This window comes from Micromonospora sp. AB353, assembly GCF_049538395.1.
GTDB classification, from domain to species: Bacteria; Actinomycetota; Actinomycetes; order Mycobacteriales; family Micromonosporaceae; genus Micromonospora; species Micromonospora aurantiaca.
In genome coordinates, this window is record NZ_JBMVFV010000036.1 from 37749 (window position 1) to 59110 (window position 21362).

22 protein-coding genes are annotated in these 21362 nt (G+C 71.6%); 7 read left to right on the forward strand and 15 right to left on the reverse strand.

Features of this window, described 5'->3' with window-relative positions; all coding sequences use genetic code 11:
- Window positions 1-34: 34 nt before the first annotated feature.
- From adh to ACPCK6_RS16655, 3 genes are all read left to right on the forward strand, one after another.
- A complete protein-coding gene (gene adh / locus ACPCK6_RS16645) occupies window positions 35-1540 on the forward strand; it encodes an aldehyde dehydrogenase (protein ID WP_423481564.1) in 1506 nt (501 codons plus the stop codon).
- Entirely contained in the window at window positions 1540-1887 is a 348-nt protein-coding gene (locus ACPCK6_RS16650) for a DUF779 domain-containing protein (RefSeq protein ID WP_318332477.1), read from the forward strand. The genes adh and ACPCK6_RS16650 overlap by 1 nt, the downstream gene beginning before the upstream one ends.
- A gap of 134 nt (window positions 1888-2021) precedes the next feature.
- Complete coding sequence (locus tag ACPCK6_RS16655) at window positions 2022-2471, forward strand: hypothetical protein (RefSeq protein ID WP_396880002.1); 450 nt, start codon at window positions 2022-2024, stop codon at window positions 2469-2471.
- Between the two features lie 20 nt (window positions 2472-2491).
- On the opposite strand, the gene relB is transcribed toward ACPCK6_RS16655, so the two are convergent.
- From relB to ACPCK6_RS16700, 9 genes are read right to left on the reverse strand one after another with little or no spacing between them, the layout of a single operon-like run.
- Window positions 2492-2803, reverse strand: a complete 312-nt coding sequence (relB, locus tag ACPCK6_RS16660; RefSeq protein ID WP_013284175.1) for a type II toxin-antitoxin system RelB family anti-toxin — start codon at window positions 2801-2803, stop codon at window positions 2492-2494.
- Complete coding sequence (locus ACPCK6_RS16665; protein WP_396880001.1) at window positions 2800-3192, reverse strand: type II toxin-antitoxin system RelE/ParE family toxin; 393 nt, start codon at window positions 3190-3192, stop codon at window positions 2800-2802. The genes relB and ACPCK6_RS16665 overlap by 4 nt, the downstream gene beginning before the upstream one ends.
- A gap of 40 nt (window positions 3193-3232) precedes the next feature.
- Window positions 3233-4246: an agmatinase gene (gene speB / locus ACPCK6_RS16670; RefSeq protein WP_423481565.1), complete on the reverse strand. Its 1014-nt coding sequence runs from the start codon at window positions 4244-4246 to the stop codon at window positions 3233-3235.
- Window positions 4243-5445, reverse strand: coding sequence for a saccharopine dehydrogenase family protein (locus tag ACPCK6_RS16675; protein WP_423481566.1), 1203 nt, complete (start codon window positions 5443-5445; stop codon window positions 4243-4245). Before ACPCK6_RS16675 ends, speB begins: the two co-directional genes overlap by 4 nt.
- Window positions 5445-6866, reverse strand: coding sequence for an NAD(P)/FAD-dependent oxidoreductase (locus ACPCK6_RS16680; protein WP_396879998.1), 1422 nt, complete (start codon window positions 6864-6866; stop codon window positions 5445-5447). Before ACPCK6_RS16680 ends, ACPCK6_RS16675 begins: the two co-directional genes overlap by 1 nt.
- Window positions 6863-7687 (reverse strand): ABC transporter permease, encoded by an 825-nt coding sequence (locus ACPCK6_RS16685; protein ID WP_043326456.1) that lies wholly within the window; start codon window positions 7685-7687, stop codon window positions 6863-6865. Before ACPCK6_RS16685 ends, ACPCK6_RS16680 begins: the two co-directional genes overlap by 4 nt.
- Window positions 7687-8595 (reverse strand): ABC transporter permease, encoded by a 909-nt coding sequence (locus tag ACPCK6_RS16690; protein WP_262012463.1) that lies wholly within the window; start codon window positions 8593-8595, stop codon window positions 7687-7689. Before ACPCK6_RS16690 ends, ACPCK6_RS16685 begins: the two co-directional genes overlap by 1 nt.
- Window positions 8596-8626: 31 nt before the next feature.
- Entirely contained in the window at window positions 8627-9784 is a 1158-nt protein-coding gene (locus ACPCK6_RS16695) for an ABC transporter ATP-binding protein (RefSeq protein WP_423481567.1), read from the reverse strand.
- Entirely contained in the window at window positions 9781-10965 is a 1185-nt protein-coding gene (locus ACPCK6_RS16700; RefSeq protein ID WP_318332468.1) for a polyamine ABC transporter substrate-binding protein, read from the reverse strand. The genes ACPCK6_RS16695 and ACPCK6_RS16700 overlap by 4 nt, the downstream gene beginning before the upstream one ends.
- A gap of 205 nt (window positions 10966-11170) precedes the next feature.
- Here ACPCK6_RS16700 and ACPCK6_RS16705 point away from each other — a divergent pair, with 205 nt between their 5' ends.
- From ACPCK6_RS16705 to ACPCK6_RS16715, 3 genes are all read left to right on the forward strand, one after another.
- Window positions 11171-11683 (forward strand): Lrp/AsnC family transcriptional regulator, encoded by a 513-nt coding sequence (locus ACPCK6_RS16705; RefSeq protein ID WP_423481568.1) that lies wholly within the window; start codon window positions 11171-11173, stop codon window positions 11681-11683.
- A gap of 148 nt (window positions 11684-11831) precedes the next feature.
- The gene (locus ACPCK6_RS16710; RefSeq protein ID WP_194798500.1) at window positions 11832-13178 is read left to right on the forward strand and encodes an aspartate aminotransferase family protein; all 1347 of its coding nucleotides are present in this window, start codon (window positions 11832-11834) and stop codon (window positions 13176-13178) included.
- 5 nt (window positions 13179-13183) lie between these two features.
- On the forward strand, window positions 13184-14563 hold the full coding sequence (locus ACPCK6_RS16715) for an NAD(P)/FAD-dependent oxidoreductase (RefSeq protein ID WP_423481571.1): 1380 nt from the start codon (window positions 13184-13186) through the stop codon (window positions 14561-14563).
- Window positions 14564-14698: 135 nt separating this feature from the next.
- Here ACPCK6_RS16715 and ACPCK6_RS16720 read toward each other — a convergent pair whose 3' ends face one another.
- Entirely contained in the window at window positions 14699-15070 is a 372-nt protein-coding gene (locus ACPCK6_RS16720; RefSeq protein ID WP_091418612.1) for a DUF3499 domain-containing protein, read from the reverse strand.
- 153 nt (window positions 15071-15223) lie between these two features.
- Here ACPCK6_RS16720 and ACPCK6_RS16725 point away from each other — a divergent pair, with 153 nt between their 5' ends.
- The gene (locus tag ACPCK6_RS16725) at window positions 15224-15673 is read left to right on the forward strand and encodes a metallopeptidase family protein (protein ID WP_018787548.1); all 450 of its coding nucleotides are present in this window, start codon (window positions 15224-15226) and stop codon (window positions 15671-15673) included.
- Between the two features lie 99 nt (window positions 15674-15772).
- Here ACPCK6_RS16725 and ACPCK6_RS16730 read toward each other — a convergent pair whose 3' ends face one another.
- The 5 genes from ACPCK6_RS16730 to ACPCK6_RS16750 form a co-directional block, all read right to left on the reverse strand.
- A complete protein-coding gene (locus ACPCK6_RS16730; protein WP_013284161.1) occupies window positions 15773-16033 on the reverse strand; it encodes a WhiB family transcriptional regulator in 261 nt (86 codons plus the stop codon).
- Window positions 16034-16493: 460 nt separating this feature from the next.
- A complete protein-coding gene (locus tag ACPCK6_RS16735; RefSeq protein WP_013284160.1) occupies window positions 16494-16832 on the reverse strand; it encodes a hypothetical protein in 339 nt (112 codons plus the stop codon).
- Between the two features lie 13 nt (window positions 16833-16845).
- Window positions 16846-18243, reverse strand: coding sequence for a DUF4331 domain-containing protein (locus ACPCK6_RS16740; RefSeq protein ID WP_423481569.1), 1398 nt, complete (start codon window positions 18241-18243; stop codon window positions 16846-16848).
- A gap of 72 nt (window positions 18244-18315) precedes the next feature.
- The gene (locus ACPCK6_RS16745; protein WP_396879995.1) at window positions 18316-18612 is read right to left on the reverse strand and encodes a hypothetical protein; all 297 of its coding nucleotides are present in this window, start codon (window positions 18610-18612) and stop codon (window positions 18316-18318) included.
- Between the two features lie 152 nt (window positions 18613-18764).
- Window positions 18765-21290 carry a bifunctional FO biosynthesis protein CofGH gene (locus ACPCK6_RS16750; RefSeq protein ID WP_423481570.1) on the reverse strand — a complete coding sequence of 842 codons (2526 nt, stop codon included), beginning with the start codon at window positions 21288-21290 and terminating at the stop codon, window positions 18765-18767.
- Window positions 21291-21362 lie beyond the last annotated feature (72 nt).

The following is a 21362-nucleotide window of genomic DNA, read 5'->3' on the forward strand; positions in this document are numbered from 1 at the left end:
CGCCATCCACCCCAGACGGACGGCGGAGGTACCCATGACGCGCTACGACGCCCCCACCCACTGGCAGTCCCGCTACGACCACTACATCGGCGGCGAGTACGTGAAACCGCACGGTGGGAAGTACTTCGAGAACCCGACCCCGGTGACCGGGCAGACCTTCTGCGAGGTGGCCCGGGGCACCGCCGAGGACGTGGAGAAGGCGCTCGACGCGGCGCACGGCGCGGCCGACGCGTGGGGCCGCACGTCGGTCGCCGAACGCTCGCTGATCCTCAACCGGATCGCCGACCGCATGCAGGACAACCTGGAGTCCCTGGCGATCGCCGAGACGTGGGAGAACGGCAAGCCGGTACGCGAGACGCTCGCCGCCGACATCCCACTCGCGATCGACCACTTCCGCTACTTCGCCGGCGCGATCCGGGCGCAGGAGGGCTCGCTCGGCGAACTCGACGACGACACCGTCGCCTACCACTTCCACGAGCCGCTCGGCGTGGTCGGGCAGATCATCCCGTGGAACTTCCCGATCCTCATGGCGGTGTGGAAGCTCGCCCCGGCACTGGCCGCCGGCAACGCGGTGGTGCTCAAGCCGGCCGAGCAGACGCCCGCCTCGATCCACTACCTGCTCTCGCTGATCGGCGACCTGCTGCCGCCGGGCGTGGTGAACGTGGTGAACGGCTTCGGCGTCGAGGCGGGCAAGCCGCTCGCGTCCTCGCCGCGGGTGGCGAAGGTGGCGTTCACCGGCGAGACCACCACCGGGCGGCTGATCATGCAGTACGCCAGTGAGAACATCAAGCCGGTCACGCTGGAGCTGGGCGGCAAGAGCCCGAACATCTTCTTCGACGACGTCAGCGCCGCCTCCGACGACTTCCGGGACAAGGCCCTCGAGGGCTTCACCATGTTCGCCCTCAACCAGGGCGAGGTGTGCACCTGCCCGTCCCGGGCGCTCATCCAGCAGGGCCACTACTCCGACTTCCTCGCCGCCGCCGTCGAGCGGACGAAGGCGGTCAAGCAGGGGCATCCGCTGGACACCGACACGATGGTCGGCGCGCAGGCGTCTAACGACCAGCTCGAGAAGATCCTGTCCTACCTGGACATCGGGCGGCAGGAGGGCGCCCGCGTCCTCACCGGCGGTGAGCGGGCCGACCTCGGCGGCGAGCTGGCGGGCGGCTACTACGTCCAGCCGACCATCTTCGAAGGCGACAACTCGATGCGGATCTTCCAGGAGGAGATCTTCGGCCCGGTCGTGTCGGTGACCTCCTTCGCCGACCTGGACGACGCCGTGAAGATCGCCAACGACACGCTGTACGGGCTCGGCGCCGGCGTGTGGACCCGGGACCTGAACACCGCGTACCGGGCCGGGCGGGCGATCCAGGCCGGCCGGGTGTGGACGAACTGCTACCACGCCTACCCGGCGCACGCGGCGTTCGGCGGCTACAAGCAGTCAGGCATCGGCCGGGAGAACCACAAGATGATGCTGGAGCACTACCAGCAGACCAAGAACCTGCTGGTCAGCTACTCGCCGAAGAAGCTGGGCTTCTTCTGATGGGCGACACCGTGACAGTGACCCCCGCGGCGGCCGACCTGATCCGGTCGCTGCGGGGGCAGCACGGCCCGCTGATGTTCCACCAGTCCGGCGGCTGCTGCGACGGCAGCGCCCCGATGTGCTACCCGGCCGGTGAGTTCCGCACCGGCGGCTCGGACGTGCTGCTCGCCTCGCTGGCGGTCGACGGCGTGCCCGAGCCGGTGGAGTTCTGGATGTCGAAGGCCCAGTGGGAGCTGTGGCGGCACACCCGGCTCACCGTCGACGTGGTGCCCGGCCGGGGCAGCGGCTTCTCCCTGGAGGCGCCGGAGGGCGTCCGCTTCCTCATCCGGTCCCACCTGAACCGCTGATCTGTCCGAGATCTTGCAGCTCGCGGGCATCGCGGCGGTGGGATGCTGACGCCGTCCACTTCGGAGTACGCGTCCCACCTCCGCTCGAGTCGTTACCGGGTCGCGTCCCACCACCGCCCGACAGGAGACCGCGCATGAACCCGGTCCGACAGCCAGTGCTCGCCGCCGGCCTCACCGCCCTCGCCACCGCCGCCACGCTCGGGCTCGCGCCGGGCGCCGCCGTCGCTGCCCCGGCGGCCTCCCCCAGCATCTCCGTCAACTGGTTCGGCGCCGCCGACGTGCGGGCGCACACCGCCACCGTCGGCGGCCGGTTCGACTGCGGGGCCGAGCGCGGCCTCGCGTACATCGAGGTGCACCTCGAGCAGCGGGTACGGCGCGGGTCGGTCACCGGCTTCGGGTTCGGCGTGATCGGCGCGTGCACCGACGACCGCACCGCCGGCACCTGGACCGCGACCATCCCCGCCGACCAGGGCAGGTTCCGCCCCGGCCCGGCCACCACGATCGCGCGCCTGGTGATCGAGCCCAACTCGATCACCGAAACCACCGAACGCGTACGCCTACGCCCCCGCTGCGCCCACCCCTGACCGGGGTCGACGGCCTCCGGTCAGGCGATCTGCCGGAGGTCGTCGCCGTAGTCGAAGATGATCCGTAGCCGGGCACCGAGCGCGTTGGCGTATCGGCTCAGCGTGGCCACCTCGTTGACGTCGAGGTCGCCGTTCTCGATCTGGCTGACCCGGCCCGGCGTGACCCCCATGATCTCGGCGACCTGCCGCTGGGTGAGCCCCAGCCGCTTGCGCTCCTCGGCCAGGTGGAACGCACTCACCCACGCGTCGGTCCGGGCGCGCTCCGCCTCGTATGCCTCGTCGTCACCGCCGAGTTCGGCGCGGACCTCGTCCCAGTGATAGAACTCCGTCACGACTCCCCCCTTCGCTCGCGCTCGCTGTCGAGCCAAGCCTTGTAGGCAACCTCCGCCGCCGGGATGTACTGCCGGTACCAGCGGGTCCAGTTGCCCGCCTTGTTGCCGGCGACCAGGAGGACCGCCTGCGACCAGGGATCGAAGACGAACAGCACCCTGACAGCCACGTCCCGACCGGAGCGGGGCCGCAGCTCCTTCAGATTACGGAGACTGCTTCCACGCAGTGTGTCCACGAGCGGGCGACCAAGCCCCGGCCCCACCTCGGCCAGCTTGTCCACCGCCACCCGGACGCTCTCGTACGACGCCGGGTCGTGGTCCCGCAGGTCGCGCAGCCAGTGCCGGACCTCGCCAGTGACCCGGACCGACCAGCGCTTCCCGTCCGCACCCATGCCCCGACTATAGCCCGAGCTAAACATGTCGGGCTAGCTGTCAGCGGTCGTCCAGGAGCGGCTGGGTGGGGCTCCACGGGGTTCCGGTCTCGGCGTCGCGGCGGCGGCGGGCTATCGCGGACAACGCCTCCAGCACCACCCGGTTGCCCAGGTACGCGGTGATGTCGGCGTGGTCGTACGGCGGCGCGACCTCGACCACGTCCAGCCCGACCACCGGCAGCTCGTAACAGACCCGGCGCACCGCGTCGAGCAGCTGCCGGGAGGTGAACCCGCCCGGCTCGGGCGTGCCGGTGCCGGGCGCCATGCCCGGGTCGACCACGTCCACGTCGACGGAGAGGAACACGCCCTCGCACTCGTCGGTCGCGATGCCGAACGCCTCGGTGAGGCAGGTGTCCAGGCCGCGCGCCACGATCTCGGTCATCTCGTACGAGCGCATCCGCTGCTCGGCCATCCACGCCAGCGTCTCCGGGCCGGGCCAGTAGCCACGCAGCCCGATCTGGAGGAAGCGGTCGCCGCGTACCGCGCCGGACTCGATGAGCCGGCGCATCGGCTGGCCGTGGCCGTGCAGCGAACCGAACTCGACGTCGCCAGTGTCGGCGTGCGCGTCGAAGTGCACGAGTGACACCCGGCCGAGGCCGTGGTGCCGGGCCACACCCGTCGCGTCGGGCAGCGCGATGGAGTGGTCGCCGCCGAGGACCACCGGGATCGCCCCGGCGGCGGCGACCGCGTGCACGGCGGTCTCCAGCGCGGCGAGCGAGCGCTCGATGTCGCCGCTGAACATCTCGACGTCGCCGGCGTCGTAGACGCACAGATCCTTCAGCCCGTCCACGCGCAGTGCCAGCGACGGGCGGGAGCCGTCGTGCGGCAGGTAGCAGGCCTGCCGGATGGCGGACGGCCCGAACCGGGTGCCCGGCCGGTGCGAGGTGCCGCCGTCGAACGGCGCCCCGATGATCACCACGTCCGCGTCGGCGTACGTGACCGGCTCCTCGACGGTGCACGGCGGCACACCGAGGAACGTGATGTCGGGTCCGTACATCGGGCCGTACCGGGTCATCGCTCCTCCATCCCCCACGGCGAACCGTAGCCGGTGAGCAGGTCCAGGAAGGGGGTCGGCGGGAACGCCTCCGGGCCGAGCACGCCCGTGCCGGACCAGGCGCCGGTGGCGAGCAGTTCCAGCGCGACGACCGGGTTGACGGCGGTCTGCCAGACCACCGCCTGGTGGCCGTACTCGGCCATCGACCACTCGTTGTCGACCACGTGGTAGAGGTAGACGCGGCGCGGCCGGCCGTCGGGGCCGGTGCCGGTGACGTACGTGCCGGCGCACGTCTTGCCGCTCATCCGGTCGCCGAGCGTGGCCGGGTCGGGCAGCGCGGCGGCCACCAGGTCGCGCGGTGACACGTCGACGCCGCGTACGCGCACCGGCTCGGTGGAGTCGAGCCCGAGCTTGTGCAGCGTGCGGAGCACCTCGATGAACTCGGCGCCGAGGCCGTACTTGAAGGTGACCCGCTTCGCCGGCACCCAGCGCGGGATGAGCAGCACCTCCTCGTGCTCGACGTTGACGCACTCGACCGGGCCGATCCCGGCCGGGAAGTCGAACACCTCCGGCTCGCTGAACGGTTCGGTGGTGAACCAGCCGCGCCCGGCCTCCCAGATCACCGGCGGGTTGAGGCACTCCTCGATGGTGGTCCAGATGGAGAACGACGGCGCGAACTCGTAGCCGGCGACGGTGAGGTTCGCGCCGTCGCGTACCCCGATCTCGTCGATCTCGGCGAAGAGTTCGTCGGCGGCGTAGCGGGCGAAGACGTCCGACAGGCCCGGTTCGACGCCGATGCCGCACAGCGCGAGCCGCCCGGCGGCGGCCCACCGCTCCGCGACGGCGAACTGCTCGTCGCCGAGCTTGACCCCGGTCTCGGCGTAGGGGCGCTCGGGGTGCGGCCGGGACAGCGACATCGCCATGTCGAGGTAGTCGGCCCCGGCGGCGAACGCGCCGTCGAAGATCGGCATGACGAAGCGCGGGTCGACCGCGTTCAGCACGTGCGTGATCCGGTGTTCCCGGCACAGCGCGGCCACCGCGTCGGCGGAGGACGCGTCGACTGTGGCGGCCACGAACCGGTCGCCGAGCCCGGCGACGGCCCGCGCCGCACGCGCCGGGTCGTGGTCGGCGACCACCATGATCTCGAAGAAGGTACGGCGGGCGGCGATGGATACGGCGGCGGAGCCGACGCCACCGGCGCCGACGAGGAGGATACGCATCAGGAGTCGAACCCCAGTCCAAGACGGTCGAGAGTACGGAGCCAGAGGTTGCGCCGGCCGTCGCGCGCGTCGGCGCGGGCGAGCGACCAGCGGGTGAGGTTGATGCCCACGGACCGGGCTGGTTCCGGCGGGAACGGCAGCGGCTTGCGGCGCACCAGGTCGAGCCGGGTCAGCGGGGTGTCGGTGCCGGAGAGCAGGTCGAGCGTGACGCGGGCGCCGAACCGGGTCGCGCCGACGCCGAGCCCGGTGAACCCGGCCGCGTACGCCAGGCGTCCGGAGTACGCGGTGCCGAAGAACGCGCAGAACCGGGTGCAGGTGTCGATGACGCCACCCCAGCGGTGACTGAACCGCAGCCCGTCGAGTTGGGGAAAGGTCGCGAAGAAGTGCTCCGCGAGCGTGGTGAAGGTGGCCTCGCGCTGCTCCAGCGCCGGCGCCACCCGGTTGCCGTAGTGGTAGACGGCGTCGTAGCCGCCGAACAGGATCCGGTTGTCGGCGGTGAGCCGGTAGTAGTGGAACTGGTTGCCGGTGTCAGCGAGCCCCTGCCGGTGCCGCCAGCCGATCGCGTCGCGCTGCGCCTCGGTCAGCGGCTCGGTCATCAGCGCGTAGTCGTAGACCGGCACGACCCAGGAGCGCAGCCGGCGCAGCAGCGGCGGGAACGCGTTTGTGGCGAGCACGACCTGCCGCGCCCGTACCGTGCCGGGCGCCGCGTCCGCGCCGCCCGCAGTGGTGGCCCGCAGCGCGGCGCCGTCGCCGGCCAGGCCGGTGACGCGGGTGTGCTCGTGCACACGTACGCCCAGGTCGAGCGCGGCGCGGCGCAGTCCCCAGGCGAGCTTCGCCGGGTCGAGCAGGGCCACCCGGTCGCGGTCCCACATCCCGCCCAGGTACGTCGGCGACGCCACTTCGGCGCGTACCTCGTCGCGGTCGAGCAGCCGCACGTCGTGGCCGTACCGGCGGGCCAGCTCGGCGTCGGCCGCGAGCCCGTCGAGCTGGTACGGCTCGACGGCCACCGCCAGTTCGCCGGTACGTTCGAAGTCGCAGTCGATGTCGTACTTCGCCACGGTGGCGGCGATCGCGTCGAGGTTCTCCCGGCCCAGCCGTTCCAGCTCGCCGATCTCGCCGGGGAACCGCTCGACGCCGTTGGCGAGCCCGTGGGTGAGCGACGCGGCGCAGAACCCGCCGTTGCGCCCGGACGCCGCCCAGCCGCACGTGCCCGCGTCGACGAGCAGGACGTCACGGTCCGGGTCGGCCTCCTTCGCGAGCAGCGCGGTCCACAGTCCGGCGTACCCGCCGCCGACCACGAGCAGGTCGGCGGTGTGCGTCCCGGACAGCGGCGGCAGCGGGTCGGGGCGGACCGGGCGGTCCAGCCAGTACGACACGGGCGCGGCGTCGGCCAGCGCCCGGCCGGTATGCGGGAGTGTCATGGCTTGCCCGCCGGCGTGGCGACCACCGCGAGGGCGGCCCGGCGCGCCCGCCGCCCGCGCAGCGAGGTGGCCCCGACGAGCAGCAACGCGATCACGAACATGGCCGTGCCGATCACGTTCACCTGCGGCGGGATGCCGCGCTGGGAGGCGCCCCAGACGTACATGGGGAACGTAACTGTGGTGCCGGCGTTGAAGTTCGTGATGATGAAGTCGTCGAAGCTGAGCGAGAACGCCAGCAGCGCGGCGGCCACGATGCCGGGCAGCACGAGCGGCAGCGTGATCCGGCGGAACGTCTGCCACTCGCTGGCGTACAGGTCCATCGCGGCCTCCTCCAGCCGCCGGTCCATGCCGGAGAGCCGGGCCTTCACGGTGACCACGACGAACGACACGCAGAACATGACGTGCGCGATGACGATGGTCCAGAAGCCCTGCGGCACCCCGGCGGCGACGAAGAGGGCGAGCAGCGAGGTGCCCATCACCAGTTCCGGGGTGGCCATCGGCAGGAAGATCAGCCCGTTGAGCCCGGACCGGCCGCGGAAGCTGTGCCGGACCAGCGCGAACGCCATCAGCGTGCCGAGGAGCGTGGAGACGACTGTGGCGATGAGGCCGATCTGCATGCTGCGCACCACGGCGTCGCACATGTCCGAGGTGGCGCAGGGCTGCTTCCAGTTGTCGAGCGTGAACTCGTTGAAGTCGTAGGAGAGCCGGCTGGAGGGCCGGTTGAAGGACAGGCCGGCGACCACCATGATCGGCAGCGTCAGGTAGCCGAGGACGAGCAGTGCCACGCCCATCACCCACCGGTCGGCGAGCCAGCGCCTCATCAGAGCACCTCCTCCGTGCCGGCCTTCCGCAGGTAGACGAAGACGATCGCCAGGATCGCGGCCATCAGCAGGAACGACAGCGCCGCGCCCTGCGGATAGTCCAGCCGGACCAGGAACGCCGAGTCGATGACGTTGCCGATCATGTACTCGTTCGGCGTACCGAGCAGTTCGGCGTTGATGTAGTCACCGGTGGCCGGGATGAAGAACAGCAGCGTGCCGGCGATCAGGCCGGGCATCGACAGCGGCAGCGTGACCTTGGCGAACGCGCGCAGCGGGCTCGCGTACAGGTCGCTCGCCGCCTCCAGCAGCCGGGGATCGAGCCGCTCCAGGCTCGCGTACAGCGGCAGCACCAGGAACGGCAGGAAGTTGTACGTCAGCCCGAGCACCACGGCGATCGGGGTGGCGAGCAGCCGGCCGTCCGGGCCGAGCAGGTGCACGTCGCGCAGCAGCCCGACCAGCGCGCCGTTGTCCGACAGGATGGTCTTCCAGGCCAGCGTGCGGACCAGGAAGCTGGTGAACATCGGCGCGACCACCGCGACCAGCAGCAGGTTCTTCCACCGGCCGGCCTTCTGCGCGATCGCGTACGCCAGCGGGTAGCCCATCAGCAGCGCGAGCACCAGCGCCATGGCCGAGTAGAGGAACGACCGGGAGAACTGCGGCCAGTACGCCTGCAACGCGTCCGGGTAGTTGCTGAACGCCCAGGTCATGGCGTACCCGGTGGAGAGCGAGCCGGCCGGGTCGTAGAGGCTGGCCGAGGCGAGCTGCACCAGCGGGAGTGCGAAGAAGACGAGCAGCCAGACCGCGCCGGGCAGCAGCAACAGGTACGGCAGGAGCCGGCTGCGCCCGCGCCGCACCGGCGGCGGCGCCGGTTTCCCGGCGGAGGTCGGTACGTGGGCCAGCGCGCTCATGCCGCCACTCCGCTTCGCTCGCTGCGCTCGCTCATGGCAGCGCACCCACCGGCGGCTCGTCGAGCAGCGGCGCGGTCTGGTCGTCCTCACCGGCGGCCCGGGGCAGCAGGAACGCGTGCCGCGGATCCCAGTGCGCGGTCACCGCCGCGCCGACCGGCAACTGACCGCCCAGCCCGCTGTTCGCGGCGAACGCGGACAGTTCGCTGCCCCACGCGGTGCGCACCAGGTACTGGGTGCTCACCCCGACGTAGGAGGCGTCGGTGACTACGCCACCGACGTGCTGGTGTCCGGCCGGCACCCGGTCCGGGCCGTCGACCAGGTGCAGCTTCTCCGGACGTACGCCGAGGAAAGCCGGACCGTCGGTGAGCCGGGCCCGGCCGGCGGGCACCGAGAAGCGCGAGCCGTGCGCCGTGACCAGCACGTCGTCGGCGGCGCGACCGCCGGCTTCGGCGGCGAGCAGGTTGGACTGGCCGAGGAAGTTCGCCACGAACGCGGTGGCCGGGTACTCGTAGATGTCGGCGGGCGCGCCCAGTTGCTCGATCCGGCCGGCGTTCATCACCGCGACCGTGTCGGCCATCGTCATGGCCTCCTCCTGGTCGTGGGTGACGTGCACGAACGTGATGCCGACCTCGGTCTGGATCCGCTTCAGCTCGATCTGCATCTGCCGGCGCAGCTTCAGGTCGAGCGCGCCGAGCGGCTCGTCGAGCAGCAGCACCTGCGGGTGGTTGATGAGTGCCCGGGCCAGCGCGACGCGCTGCTGCTGGCCGCCGGAGAGCTGGGCCGGGCGGCGCCGGCCGTACCCTTCGAGCTGGACCAGCGCGAGCATCTGCTCCACCTGGTCGCCCACCTTGCGGATGCCGCGACGGCGCAGCCCGAACGCCACGTTCTCGTGGATGTCCAGGTGCGGGAAGAGGGCGTAGCTCTGGAAGACGGTGTTGACCGGCCGCTTGTACGGCCGCAGCCCGGCGATGTCCTGCTCGCCGAGCAGCACCTGTCCGCTCGTGGGCTGCTCCAGCCCGGCGATCATCCGCAGCGTGGTGGTCTTGCCGCAGCCGGACGCGCCGAGCAGGGCGAAGAACGAGCCCTGCGGGATGGTGAGGGTGAGGTCGTCGACGGCGGTGAAGACGCCGAACCGCTTGGTCAGGTCGACCAGTCGCAGGTCACCGGCCGGGGTCTGCTGCCCCTTCACGCGCCGATCACCTGCTGGAACTTGGTCTCGTACTCCTTCTCCTGCGCCTCGTCGAGCGCCATGAAGACCTTGGCCTTGGACAGCATCGTGTCGTCCGGGAAGATCAGCGGGTTGTTCGCCAGGTCCGGGTCGATCTTCTCCATCTCGGCCTGCGCGCCCTGCACCGGGCAGATGTAGTTGACGTACGCGGCCAGCTTCGCCGCCACCGCCGGGTCGTAGTAGTGGTTCATCAACGCCTCGGCGTTGGCCTTGTGGGTGGCCTTGTTCGGCACCAGCATGTTGTCCGACCAGAGCATCACGCCGGACTCGGGCACCACGAACTTGATCTTCTCGTCGTCGAAGCCGAGCTGGACCACGTCGCCGGACCAGCCGATGCACGCGGCGATGTCGCCCTTGGCCAGGTCGGGCGCGTAGTCGTTGCCGGTGAACCGCCGGATCTGCTTGCTGTCCACCGCCTTCTTGAGCTTGTTCAGCGCGTCGTCGAACTGGGCCGACGTGAACTTGGCCGGGTCGTGGCCGAGCGACTGGAGGAGCAGGCCGATGGTGTCGCGCATCTCCGACAGCACGGTCACCTTGCCCTTGAGATCGGGGCGGGTGAGCAGCTCGTCGACGGTGCGGATCTCCTTGGTGACGTTGGCGTTGTACGCGAGCCCGGCCAGGCCGGACTGCCACGGGACGGCGAGCTGGGTCTCGGCGTCGAAGGAGCGACCGCGCAGCGACTGCAGCAGGTTCGCCTCGACGTTCGGCATCTTCGACTTGTCCAGCTTCTGGACCCAGCCGAGGCGGATCACCCGGGCGGCCATCCAGTCGGTGAGCACCATGATGTCCCGGCCGGTGCTCTGACATCCGGCGAGCTGGTTGCGGACCTTGCCGAAGAACTCGTTGTTGTCGTTGACGTCCTCGGTGTACGTCACCTGGATACCGGTGGCGGCGACGAACGCGTCGAGCGTGGGGCGCTTGGACTCGTCCTTCTCGTCGGTGTCCATGTACTGCGGCCAGTTCGAGAAGGCGACCTTCTTCTCGGTGGCGGACAGATCCTCGCTCTTGCATCCGGCTTCGGTCTGCTGGGCGCCCTTGGTCCCGCAGCCGGCCAGGGTGCCCGCGGTGGCGAGCAGCGCGGCCGAGCCGACGGTCCCGGTGAGCAGACCACGCCGGGTGAGGGGCCGGAGGGGACTACGCATGTGACGACTCCTTGGGGGGCATCGTCGGCGGCGGGACGGGGGCGGCGCGCCGGCGGGAGGGTCAGTGGCGATGGACGACTGATCCTGACATGAGAAAACCTCTCTCACAAGGGATTCCGTTGCCGGAATAGCCAGTCGCCACGAAATACGCCAGACTGCGCGGGGCACTACGCTCAACACGAAGATTCGGACATGAGGAGCGTCGATGGTCAACCGGCACCAGGAGAACGGAAACGGCGGCCGTCGGCTCACCGTGCGTGACGGCGCCAACCACGCTCTGCTCGATGACGTGGCCAAGCAGATCATCGAGCAGCTCCAGGAGGACGGGCGCCGCCCGTACGCGAGCATCGGCAAGGCGGTCGGCCTCTCCGAGGCGGCGGTACGCCAGCGGGTGCAGCGGCTGCTCGACGCGGGCGTCATGCAGATCGTCGCGGTCACCGATCCGCTCCAGCTCGGCTTCCCCCGCCAGGCCATGATCGGGCTGCGCACCGACGGCGACCTGGAACCCGTCGCCGACCGGCTGGCCGAGTTCGAGGAGATCGACTACGTGGTGATCACCGCCGGCTCGTTCGACCTGCTGGCCGAGGTGGTCTGCCGCAACGACGCGCACCTGCTGGAGATCCTGCAGAAACTGCGCGGCGTGCCCGGGGTGCTCTCCACCGAGGCGTTCGTCTACCTGAAGCTGCGCAAGCAGACCTACAGCTGGGGCACCGCGTGATGCGGATTCCGTTGACAGTGCAGTGATATAGCGCTGAATCCGTCGCGCTGAAGCTTTTTCGCTTGCCTTATCGGCATCGCCTGTGGGATAACCGTGGGCAGAGCGGCCGGTGTCACCCCTGACCGGCCCGAGACCCGATGGGGCTGACATGGCCAACGCCACCGACCATCTCTGGATGCACTTCACCCGCATGGCGAGCTACCCCGCCGGCGAGGTTCCGACAATCGTCCGGGGCGAGGGCGCGTACGTCTGGGACGCGCAGGGCCGCCGCTACCTGGACGGGCTGGCCGGGCTGTTCGTGGTGAACGCCGGTCACGGCCGCGCCGAGCTGGCCGAGGCCGCCGCCAAGCAGGCCGGCGAGCTGGCCTACTTCCCGCTCTGGTCGTACGCCCACCCGAAGGCCGTCGAGCTGGCCGAGAAGATCGCCACGCTCACCCCCGGCGACCTGAACCGGGTCTTCTTCACCACCGGCGGCTCCGAGGCCGTCGAGGCGGCGTGGAAGCTGGCCCGGGCCTACTTCAAGCGCACCGGCAAGCCCACCAAGCACAAGGTGGTCAGCCGCTACATCGCCTACCACGGCACCTCGATGGGCGCGCTGTCGATCACCGGCCTGCCCGGCATCAAGACCGACTTCGAGCCGCTGGTGCCCGGCGGCATCAAGGTGCCGAACACCAACTTCTACCGGGCGCCCGAGCACGGCGACGACGCCGAGGCGTTCGGCCGCTGGGCCGCCGAGGAGATCGGCCGGGCGATCGAGCGGGAGGGCCCGGAGACGGTCGCCGCCGTCTTCCTGGAGCCGGTGCAGAACTCCGGCGGCTGCTTCCCGCCGCCGCCCGGCTACTTCGAGCGGGTACGCGAGATCTGCGACGCGTACGACGTGCTGCTCGTCAGCGACGAGGTGATCTGCTCCTGGGGCCGGCTCGGCGAGTACTTCGGCGCCGTCCGCTACGGCTACCAGCCGGACATCATCACCACCGCCAAGGGCATCACCTCCGGCTACGCCCCGCTCGGCGCGATGATCGCCAGCGAGCGGCTGATGGAGCCGTTCCTCACCGAGACCGGCATGTTCGCGCACGGCGTCACGTTCGGCGGCCACCCGGTCTCCTGCGCGGTCGCGCTGGCCAACCTGGAGGTGTTCGCCCGGGAGGACCTGATCGGGCACGTCCGGGCCAACGAGGGCGCGTTCCGGTCCACCCTGGAGAAGCTGCACGACCTGCCGATCGTCGGCGACGTCCGCGGCGACGGCTACTTCTACGGCATCGAACTCGTGAAGGACAAGACGACCCGGGAGACGTTCGACGAGGCCGAGTCCGAGCGGCTGCTGCGCGGCTTCCTGTCCACCGCGCTGTTCGACGCCGGGCTCTACTGCCGGGCCGACGACCGGGGCGACCCGGTGGTGCAGCTCGCCCCGCCGCTGATCGCCGACCAGCAGCACTTCGACGAGATCGAGCAGATCCTGCGCGCGGTGCTGACCGAGGCGTGGTCGCGGCTCTGACGCCGATGACCGACTACCGGCACCTGTCGTACTGGCTGTCCGGCCTGGACGAACCGCTGACACCGCGACCCGGGTTGCCCGGCGACACGGACGCCGACGTGGCGATCGTGGGCGCCGGGTACACCGGGCTGTGGACGGCGTACTACCTGGCCCGGGCCGACCCCACGTTGCGCATCGTCGTGCTGGAGCGGGAGATCGCCGGGTACGGCGCGTCGGGGCGCAACGGCGGCTGGTGCTCGGCGCTGTTCCCCACCTCGCTGCCGGCGCTGACCCGGCGGCACGGCCGGGACCGGGCACTGGCCATGCAGCGGGCCATGCACGACACCGTCACCGAGGTGGGGCGGGTCGCCGCCGCCGAGGGCATCGACTGCGACTGGCGGGCCGGCGGCACGGTGATGCTCGCGCGCGGCGAGGCCCAGCTCGCCCGGGCCCGCGCCGAGGTCGCCCAGGCCCACGCGCACGGGCTGACCGACGACGACCTGACCCTGCTCGACGCCGGCGAGGCCGCCGCGCGCTGCGCCGCCGAGGGGGTACGCGGCGGCACGTACACCCCGCACTGCGCGGCGGTGCACCCGGCGAAGCTGGTCCGGGGTCTGGCCCGGGCGGTGGAGCGCCGGGGCGTCCGCATCCACGAGCGCACCCCGGTGACCGCGTTGCGGCCGGGCGCGGCGGTGACAGCGGCGGGCGTGGTCCGGGCGCCCGTGGTGGTGCGTGCGACGGAGGGCTACACGCCGGGGCTGCCGGGCCGGCGGCGCACAGTGGCGCCCGTCTACTCGCTGATGGTGGCCACCCCGCCGCTGCCCGAGGAGACGTGGGCGCGGATCGGGCTGGCGGAGCGGGAGACGTTCTCCGACTACCGGCACGTCATCGTGTACGGCCAGCGCACCGCCGACGGCCGGCTCGCGTTCGGCGGGCGGGGCGCGCCCTACCACTACGCCTCCCGGGTCCGGCCGGACTTCGACCGGGAGCCGCGGGTGTTCGCGGCGCTGCGCCGGGCGCTCGGGGAGCTGTTCCCGGTGCTCGGGCCGGAGGTGCCGGTGACGCATGCCTGGGGCGGGCCGCTCGGCGTGGCCCGGGACTGGGCCGCGTCGGTGGGGCTGGACCGCCGTACCGGGCTGGCCTGGGCCGGCGGCTACGTCGGTGACGGCGTCGGCACCAGCAACCTCGCCGGGCGTACGCTCGCCGACCTGATCCGGGGCGTGGAGAGCGACCTGACGGCGCTGCCCTGGGTGGGCCACCGCTCCCCGCGCTGGGAACCGGAGCCGCTGCGCTGGCTCGCCATGAACGCCGGCCTGAAGATCATGTCCTCAGCCGACAAGAGCGAGCACCGTACGTCCCGCCCGTCCCGCCGAGCCGACCTCTTCACCCGCTTCCTGGGCCACTGACCCCGGTGCGCCCGGGGTTCATGATCGACACCAGTCCGGGGTGGTGGTGGGGTCCGGGTGGCCTGGATGGCGCCACTTCCCCGTACTGGTGTTGACCTTGGTCTGGCCCGGGGGCCGTGGCCTGGGCGGGGTCGTTCAGTGGTGGGGTGGGATGACCCGGAGGTGGCCCCGGCGGCCCTGCTGGGGGGTCTGGGGCTTGGTGGTGGGTTCGTCCTCCGGGGGACGCGGCGGGGCGGGACGTGCGGCCTCGCGTACCGCCTCGGCCAGCGCCACCAGGTCGTCGGTGGTGGGCGGCGGCGGCTCGAACTCGCCCTCGTGCCGCACCACGTCCCAGCCGCGCGGGGCGGTCAGGCTGCGGGCGTGCGGCTCACACAGGTCGTACGTGTGCGGTTCGGCGAACGCCGCGAGCGGGCCCACCACCGCCGTCGACTCGTTGTAGACATAGGTCAGTGTGGCGACCGCTTGCCGGGGGCAGCCGTTACGGGAGCAGCGCCGTGGTGACCTCACGGCGGCAGGGTATCCCCATTACCGGGTCCGGCGCACCGCTTCGCGTTACGACACGCCCGTCATGGTGATCACAATTCCGCCGATCGGCACACCGGCGCGCCGGTCGGCCGCGCGACGGCGGGTGGACCGCCGACCCGGGCTACCCTGTCCGTCATGACGAGCCCGCAGAACCGCCGCCCCGGCTCCGGCCGGCGCACCCACCGTGACCGGCACGGTCGCGGGCTGCGCGGGCGGCTGGTGCCGGCCACGGTCCCGCTGGCGCGGACGAAGGCCGAGGTCTTCGACGATCTGGTGCTCGACACGGTGGAGACGCTCGAACGCCGGTTCGCCAAGGAACTGGCCGGGGTGGAGTTCGCGGTCGAGGACGTCCCGCCGGATCTGAACGTCTACGACTCGGACGTGCTGGAGGACGGCGAGGTGCCGCTCGCCCGGCTGCTGCCGGGGCGGCCCGGCCGCCAGGAGGTGCCGCCGCGGATCGTGCTCTACCGGCGGCCGCTGGAGTTCCGCGCGATGGACCGCGAGGACCTCGCCGACCTGGTGCACGACGTGATCATCGAGCAGGTGGCGAATCTGCTCGGGGTCGACCCGGACGAGCTGGCCTGACCGGCCCCGCCGGGCAGACGCCGCCACCCGGCCGGACGCGCCGGCCGGACGACGACCCGGGTCCGGGCGGCCCCCACCGCCCATGGACCCGTACGTGGATCAGGCGGCGACCCGCCGCTTGAGCTTGCGCCGCTCCCGCTCGGAGAGGCCACCCCAGATCCCGAACCGCTCGTCGTGACCGAGCGCGTACTCCAGGCATTCCGTCTTCACTTCGCACCGCGAGCAGATGCGCTTCGCCTCGCGGGTCGAGCCGCCCTTCTCGGGAAAGAACGCCTCCGGGTCGGTCTGCGAGCAGAGCGCTCGCTCCTGCCACTCCGGCGCGTTCCCGAGCAGGTCGGCCACCTCGAGCTGGCCGTCCATCGATTGCCTCCTTGTCGCGCACCGGCGTCATTCGCCGCTGCAACCCCCCACGCGAAAGGCGTGCCTGTCCGTACGGTCACCATTTGTTGCGTTCCGTGCGAACAACCCCATTCAAATTACACGCGTGTAATGCGTGCGCCGTCAAGCCAAACTTGATAATGGAGTCGCCCTCCCGACACGTCCGTGACGACCGCCCCGGTCGCCCGTAGCCTCGCAACCTGCCCTATCGATTCAGACCCCGGACGAGTAACGCCCTCCCCGGCGAGTTGCCGGAAGTTTTCTGCCGTGGCGCATCGCCGGCAGGCCGGCCGGACGCCCCCGCCGGCCGCTCGTACCAAGATCAGAATTGGTGGGGCAAAGGGTAACCCGCTTCCCGTGGTACCGCCCGTCGAGCCGTCCAACGCCGACCGCGCCCCGTCCATGATGTGGACGAGGCGCGGGTTCCGGCGCGACTGACGGATCAGTCCAAGCGGGCTGGTGAGCTGGTGGGCCAAACGAATTCGGCGATCGACCCACCGGTGACCGAGATCGCGCCGGCGGACGTACTCTCGTCCCACCAGACGGTATACACGCCCGCCTCCAGATCCGGGTAGACCGCACTGTGGAACACCCCGTCCCGGACATGCCGCTCGCGTACGGCGGAGTGGGTCCGCGGGCCGTCGAGGTCCACCCGGCTGATCTCGATCTCCCGGCCGTGCAGGTCCCGCCCGGTGTGGATGATCAGCGCGCCCCGGTCGCCGCCGAGGTCGAGCACGACGCTGCCGACCTCCGACGGGCCGAGATCGTGATGGTGTGACATTCGCCGGCTCCCGTCAGGACTTCTTCGCCTGCGGGTTGCCGAACCCGTCGTACGGCGTGCCGAGGAACGGGAAGTCGGCCAGGAACGGCGCTGTCACATCGGCCGCGCTCAGGCCCGGTGTCACCGCCGCCGCGGCGGCGTCCGGCCGGAACGTCTTGTCGACGAGCGGCACGGTCAGCCCGGCGATGGCGCGCAGCGCGATCGTCACCACGTCGTCGGCGGGACGGCGGCCGTTGGGGAAGCCGGCCAGGTCGCCGCCGAGCACGCCGAACCGGTCCGGGGTACGGCTGGGCCGGATCGCCGTGTTCAGCCGCAGCATGTCCGCCTGCACGTCACCTGTGGTGTTGGCGAAGCCGTCGATCAGTCCGGCCGGGACGCCGGTCAGCAGGATCGCCACCAGGTCGGCGCGCGGCTTCTTGGACTTGTTGAGCGCGTCCAGATTGGGGAACACACCCGGGTAGAGCGCCGGCAGCAGCGCGGCCAGCTCGGGCCGCTCCACGAACCCGGCGAACCGCTTGTCCTCCGACGGCGGCAGCGTGTTCCAGACGTCCTTCCTGGACATCGGCACGATGACCTCGTTGAACAACGGGTTACCGAGCCGCGACACCTGAGTGAAGGGTCCGGCGGCGGTGTCGGCGGCCACCCGCTCCCCCAGCACCCGCACCTGCTGGCGGGACGCGCTGGTCCAGACCCCGATCGTCGAGGCACGGTCGGCGTAGCCGTAGCGGGACGCCTTGCGGCGTACCTGGCGCAGCGGCACCTGCACGGCGAGGCTGTGCACGTTGAGCCGGTCCAGCGCGTTCACCGGCTCGCCCTCGGTGCGGAACAGCTTCTTGCCGGCGACGTGCAACTGCTGGAACGGCCGCAGCGTGCCCAGGTCGAACACCGCGCCCAGGTCGACGAAGAAACCGTCGGCGCGTTGCCCGGCGAACACCTTCTCGCCGGTGGACAGCTTGAACGTCGCCTGCCGGACCAGGTTCTGGTAGTTCGGCGTGGAGAGCGGGCCGACGTTGCACGGCGGACAGGGCAGCTTGTGCGCCAGCACTCGGGCGCGGCCGTCCGCGATCCGGGTCAGCCGGTAGAACTGCCGCCGGTTCCAGTTCTTGCTCTCCAGCGACTCGATCGGCCCGGTGTTGTAGAGAAAACTGTTCTGGTTCGTGATCTCGGTAGTGAATTCGAAACGATAGGTGACGTCCGGATAACCGTCCCCGTCGTTGTCGATGTGAATCTCGTACCGGACGTCGTCACCGAACTCGAAGAAGTTCGGACCGCCGGACGGAAGCTGCACCGGCACGTAGTTGGCGATCAACGTGACCGTGTCCGGCTGGCTCGGCGTGACGAACGCGTACAGGTCGGAACTGTCGGCGACCGGATCCTTGGCGATCTCCGGGGCCTCGCGGTGAGAGGACATGGCGGACGCACCTTCGTCGGGGGAACGGAAGTCGGAACCGGCGCCGGGAGCCCGCGCCGGCGGAGGGTGGGATCAGCGCCGGCCGGCGGCGCGCACCAGGCGGTCGGCCAGGCCGCGGTCGCGTACCTCGACCCGGTTGGTACCGACGAAGACGTCCATGACACCGGCGGCGGCGTCGCGGAGGTGGACCACGATCGGCTCGTCGCGCCGGCTCGCCGTGGGCGCGTTCTGCGCGGCGGACAGGCCCGGCACGGTGAGGGCGGCGGCGCCCAGTGTCGCGCTCGCCGCGGCGGTGAGCGTCTGCCTGCGGGTCAACCGCGGCCAGGTCCGCCGTTTCTTCGGCGCCTCGGTGGTCTCGTCAGTGCTCATCGGCAACCTTTCCGGACCGGCGCCGCAGCGCCGCAACGGGCCCCGGGCGCCCGGACACCGCCGGGCCCCGGTTCGGGGTCACCGGCGGCGGTCCTCGCCGAAACCGCCGCCGGCATCCACAGGTACGGGCCGCGGCGGGTAAAGGTTCGACCTCAGGCGCGGGCGTGACCGTACGCGGTCGTCCGCTTGCGGAACGGCCGTCCCGCAACGGTCGCGATGGCGCGCAACTGCTCCTCGGTACGGGCCGACCCGTTGCCCGAGCCGGCCATCCGGGAGATCGTCTCCTCCATCAGCGTGCCGCCCAGGTCGTTGCAGCCGCCGCGCAGCATCTCCACGGTGCCCGCGTCGCCCAGCTTCACCCAGGAGCACTGGATGTTGTCGATCCGGCCGTGCAGCAGCAGCCGGGCCATCGCGTGCACCACCCGGTTCTCCCGCCAGGTCGGGCCTGGGCGGGCGATGCCGGCCAGGTAGATCGGCGCGTTCGTGTGCACGAACGGCAGCGCCACGAACTCGGTGAACCCGCCGGTACGGTCCTGCACGCCGGCCAGCACCCGGAAGTGGGCGAGCCACTGGCCCGGGTGGTCCACGTGGCCGTACATCATCGTGGAGCTGGACCGGATGCCCAGCTCGTGGGCCGTGCTCACCACCTCGACCCAGGCGGCGGCCGGCAGTTTGCCCTTGGTGAGCACCCAGCGCACGTCGTCGTCGAGGATCTCGGCGGCGGTGCCCGGGATGGTGTCCAGCCCGGCCTCGCGGAGCTGGAGCAGCCACTCCCGCACCGGCACGCCGGCCTTCGCGGCGGCGGTGACGATCTCCATCGGGGAGAACGCGTGCACGTGCATGTCCGGCACCCGCGCCTTGATCGCGCGGACGATGTCGGCGTACCCGGTCACCGGCATCTTCGGGTCGATGCCGCCCTGGAGGCACACCTCGGTCGCGCCAGCGGTCCACGCCTCCTCGGCCCGGTCGGCGACCTGCTTCAGCGAGAGCCGGAACGCGTCGGCGTCGCTCTCCCGCTGGGCGAACGCGCAGAACCGGCAGCCCACGTAGCAGACGTTCGTGAAATTGATGTTGCGGTTGACCACGTAGGTCACGTCGTCGCCGACCGCGTCCCGGCGCGCGTCGTCGGCGAGCCGGCACAGCTCGTCCAGCGCCGGGCCGTCCGCGCCGAACAGCGCCAGCGCCTTCGCCTCGTGCGCCGGCGTCAGCAGCGCCGCCGGGTCGTCAGCCGCGAGCCGCAGGCCCGCGCGCAGGTCGGCGTCCGCGCCACCACCCAGAGGTACGCCGGCGCGCGCCTCCGGCGCCACCTTGCCGGCCACCTCGGCCCAGTCGCCGTACACGCTGTCGAAGTCGCCCCGCCGGTCGTCGGTGCGGCCGGTGACGTCGATGGTGACGTGCAGGTCGGTCCGGCCGCCGTAGCCCGACTCCGGCTCCTGCCAGGGCCGTCCCTCCGGGCGGGCCGCCTCGACCGCGAGCCCGGTGGCCGGGTCGGCGAGCGCGGTGACGTGCGGCAGCAGGCGCGGATCGAGCCACGGCTCGCCCGCACGCACGTACTCCGGGTAGACGGTCAGCCGCTCGCGCAGCGTGAACCCGGCACTCGCGGTACGCGCCGCCAGCTCGTCCAGGTGCGGCCAGGGCCGCTCCGGGTTGACGTGGTCGGGCGTGACCGGGGAGACGCCGCCCCAGTCGTCGATGCCGGCGCGCAGCAGCAGGTCGTACTCGCCCGCGATGAGGTTCGGCGGAGCCTGGATACGGGCCTTCGGGCCGAGCAGCACCCGGGCCACCGCCACCGTGGCGGCCAGGTCGTGCAGCTCCGCGTCCGGCATGCCGCGCATCGCGGTGTCCGGCTTGGCGCGGAAGTTCTGCACGATCACCTCTTGGAGGTGGCCGTACTCCCGCATCGCCCGGCGGATCGCGAAGATCGCGTCGACCCGCTCGGCCCGGTCCTCGCCGATACCGATCAGGATTCCGGTGGTGAACGGCACCCCGACCCGGCCGGCGTCGTCGAGCACCCGCAGGCGTACCGCGGGTTCCTTGTCCGGGGAGCCGTAGTGCGGGCCGCCCGGCTCGGACCAGAGCCGGGTGGCGGTGGTCTCCAGCATCATGCCCATGCTCGGCGCGACCGGCTTGAGCCGTTGCAGCTCCGACCAGGTGAGCACGCCCGGGTTCAGGTGCGGCAGCAGGCCGGTCTCCTCCAGCACCGCCACGGCGCAGGCGCGCAGGTAGTCGAGTGTCGAGTCGTACCCCCGCTCGTCCAGCCACCGGCGGGCCGCCGGCCACCGCTCCTCGGGCCGGTCGCCGAGCGTGAACAGCGCCTCCTTGCAGCCCTGCGCGGCACCCTCGCGGGCGATCGCCAGCACCTCGTCGCGTTCCAGGTAGGCGGCGGGCAGCCGGTGCGGCACGGTGGCGAACGTGCAGTAGTGGCAGCGGTCCCGGCAGAGCCGGGTCAGCGGGATGAAGACCTTCTTCGAGTACGTGACCACGCCCGGCCGCCCGGCGTCGCGCAGCCCGGCGTCGCGGATGTCGCCGGCGATCCGGAGCAGGTCGTCGAGCATCGGCCCGCGAGCGGCGAGCAGCGCGCTCGCCTCGCCGGCGTCGAGCGCCCGGCCGGTGGCGGCCCGCCCCAGTGCCCGCCGGATGCTCGCCTCGGTCGGTTCGGGGTCGCTGCGATCAACCATCCGCCCAGCCTAGGCGCTGCCGGACGGCCGGATGCCCGCCCCCGGTCGCGATCCGGGCAGCGGGACGAACCG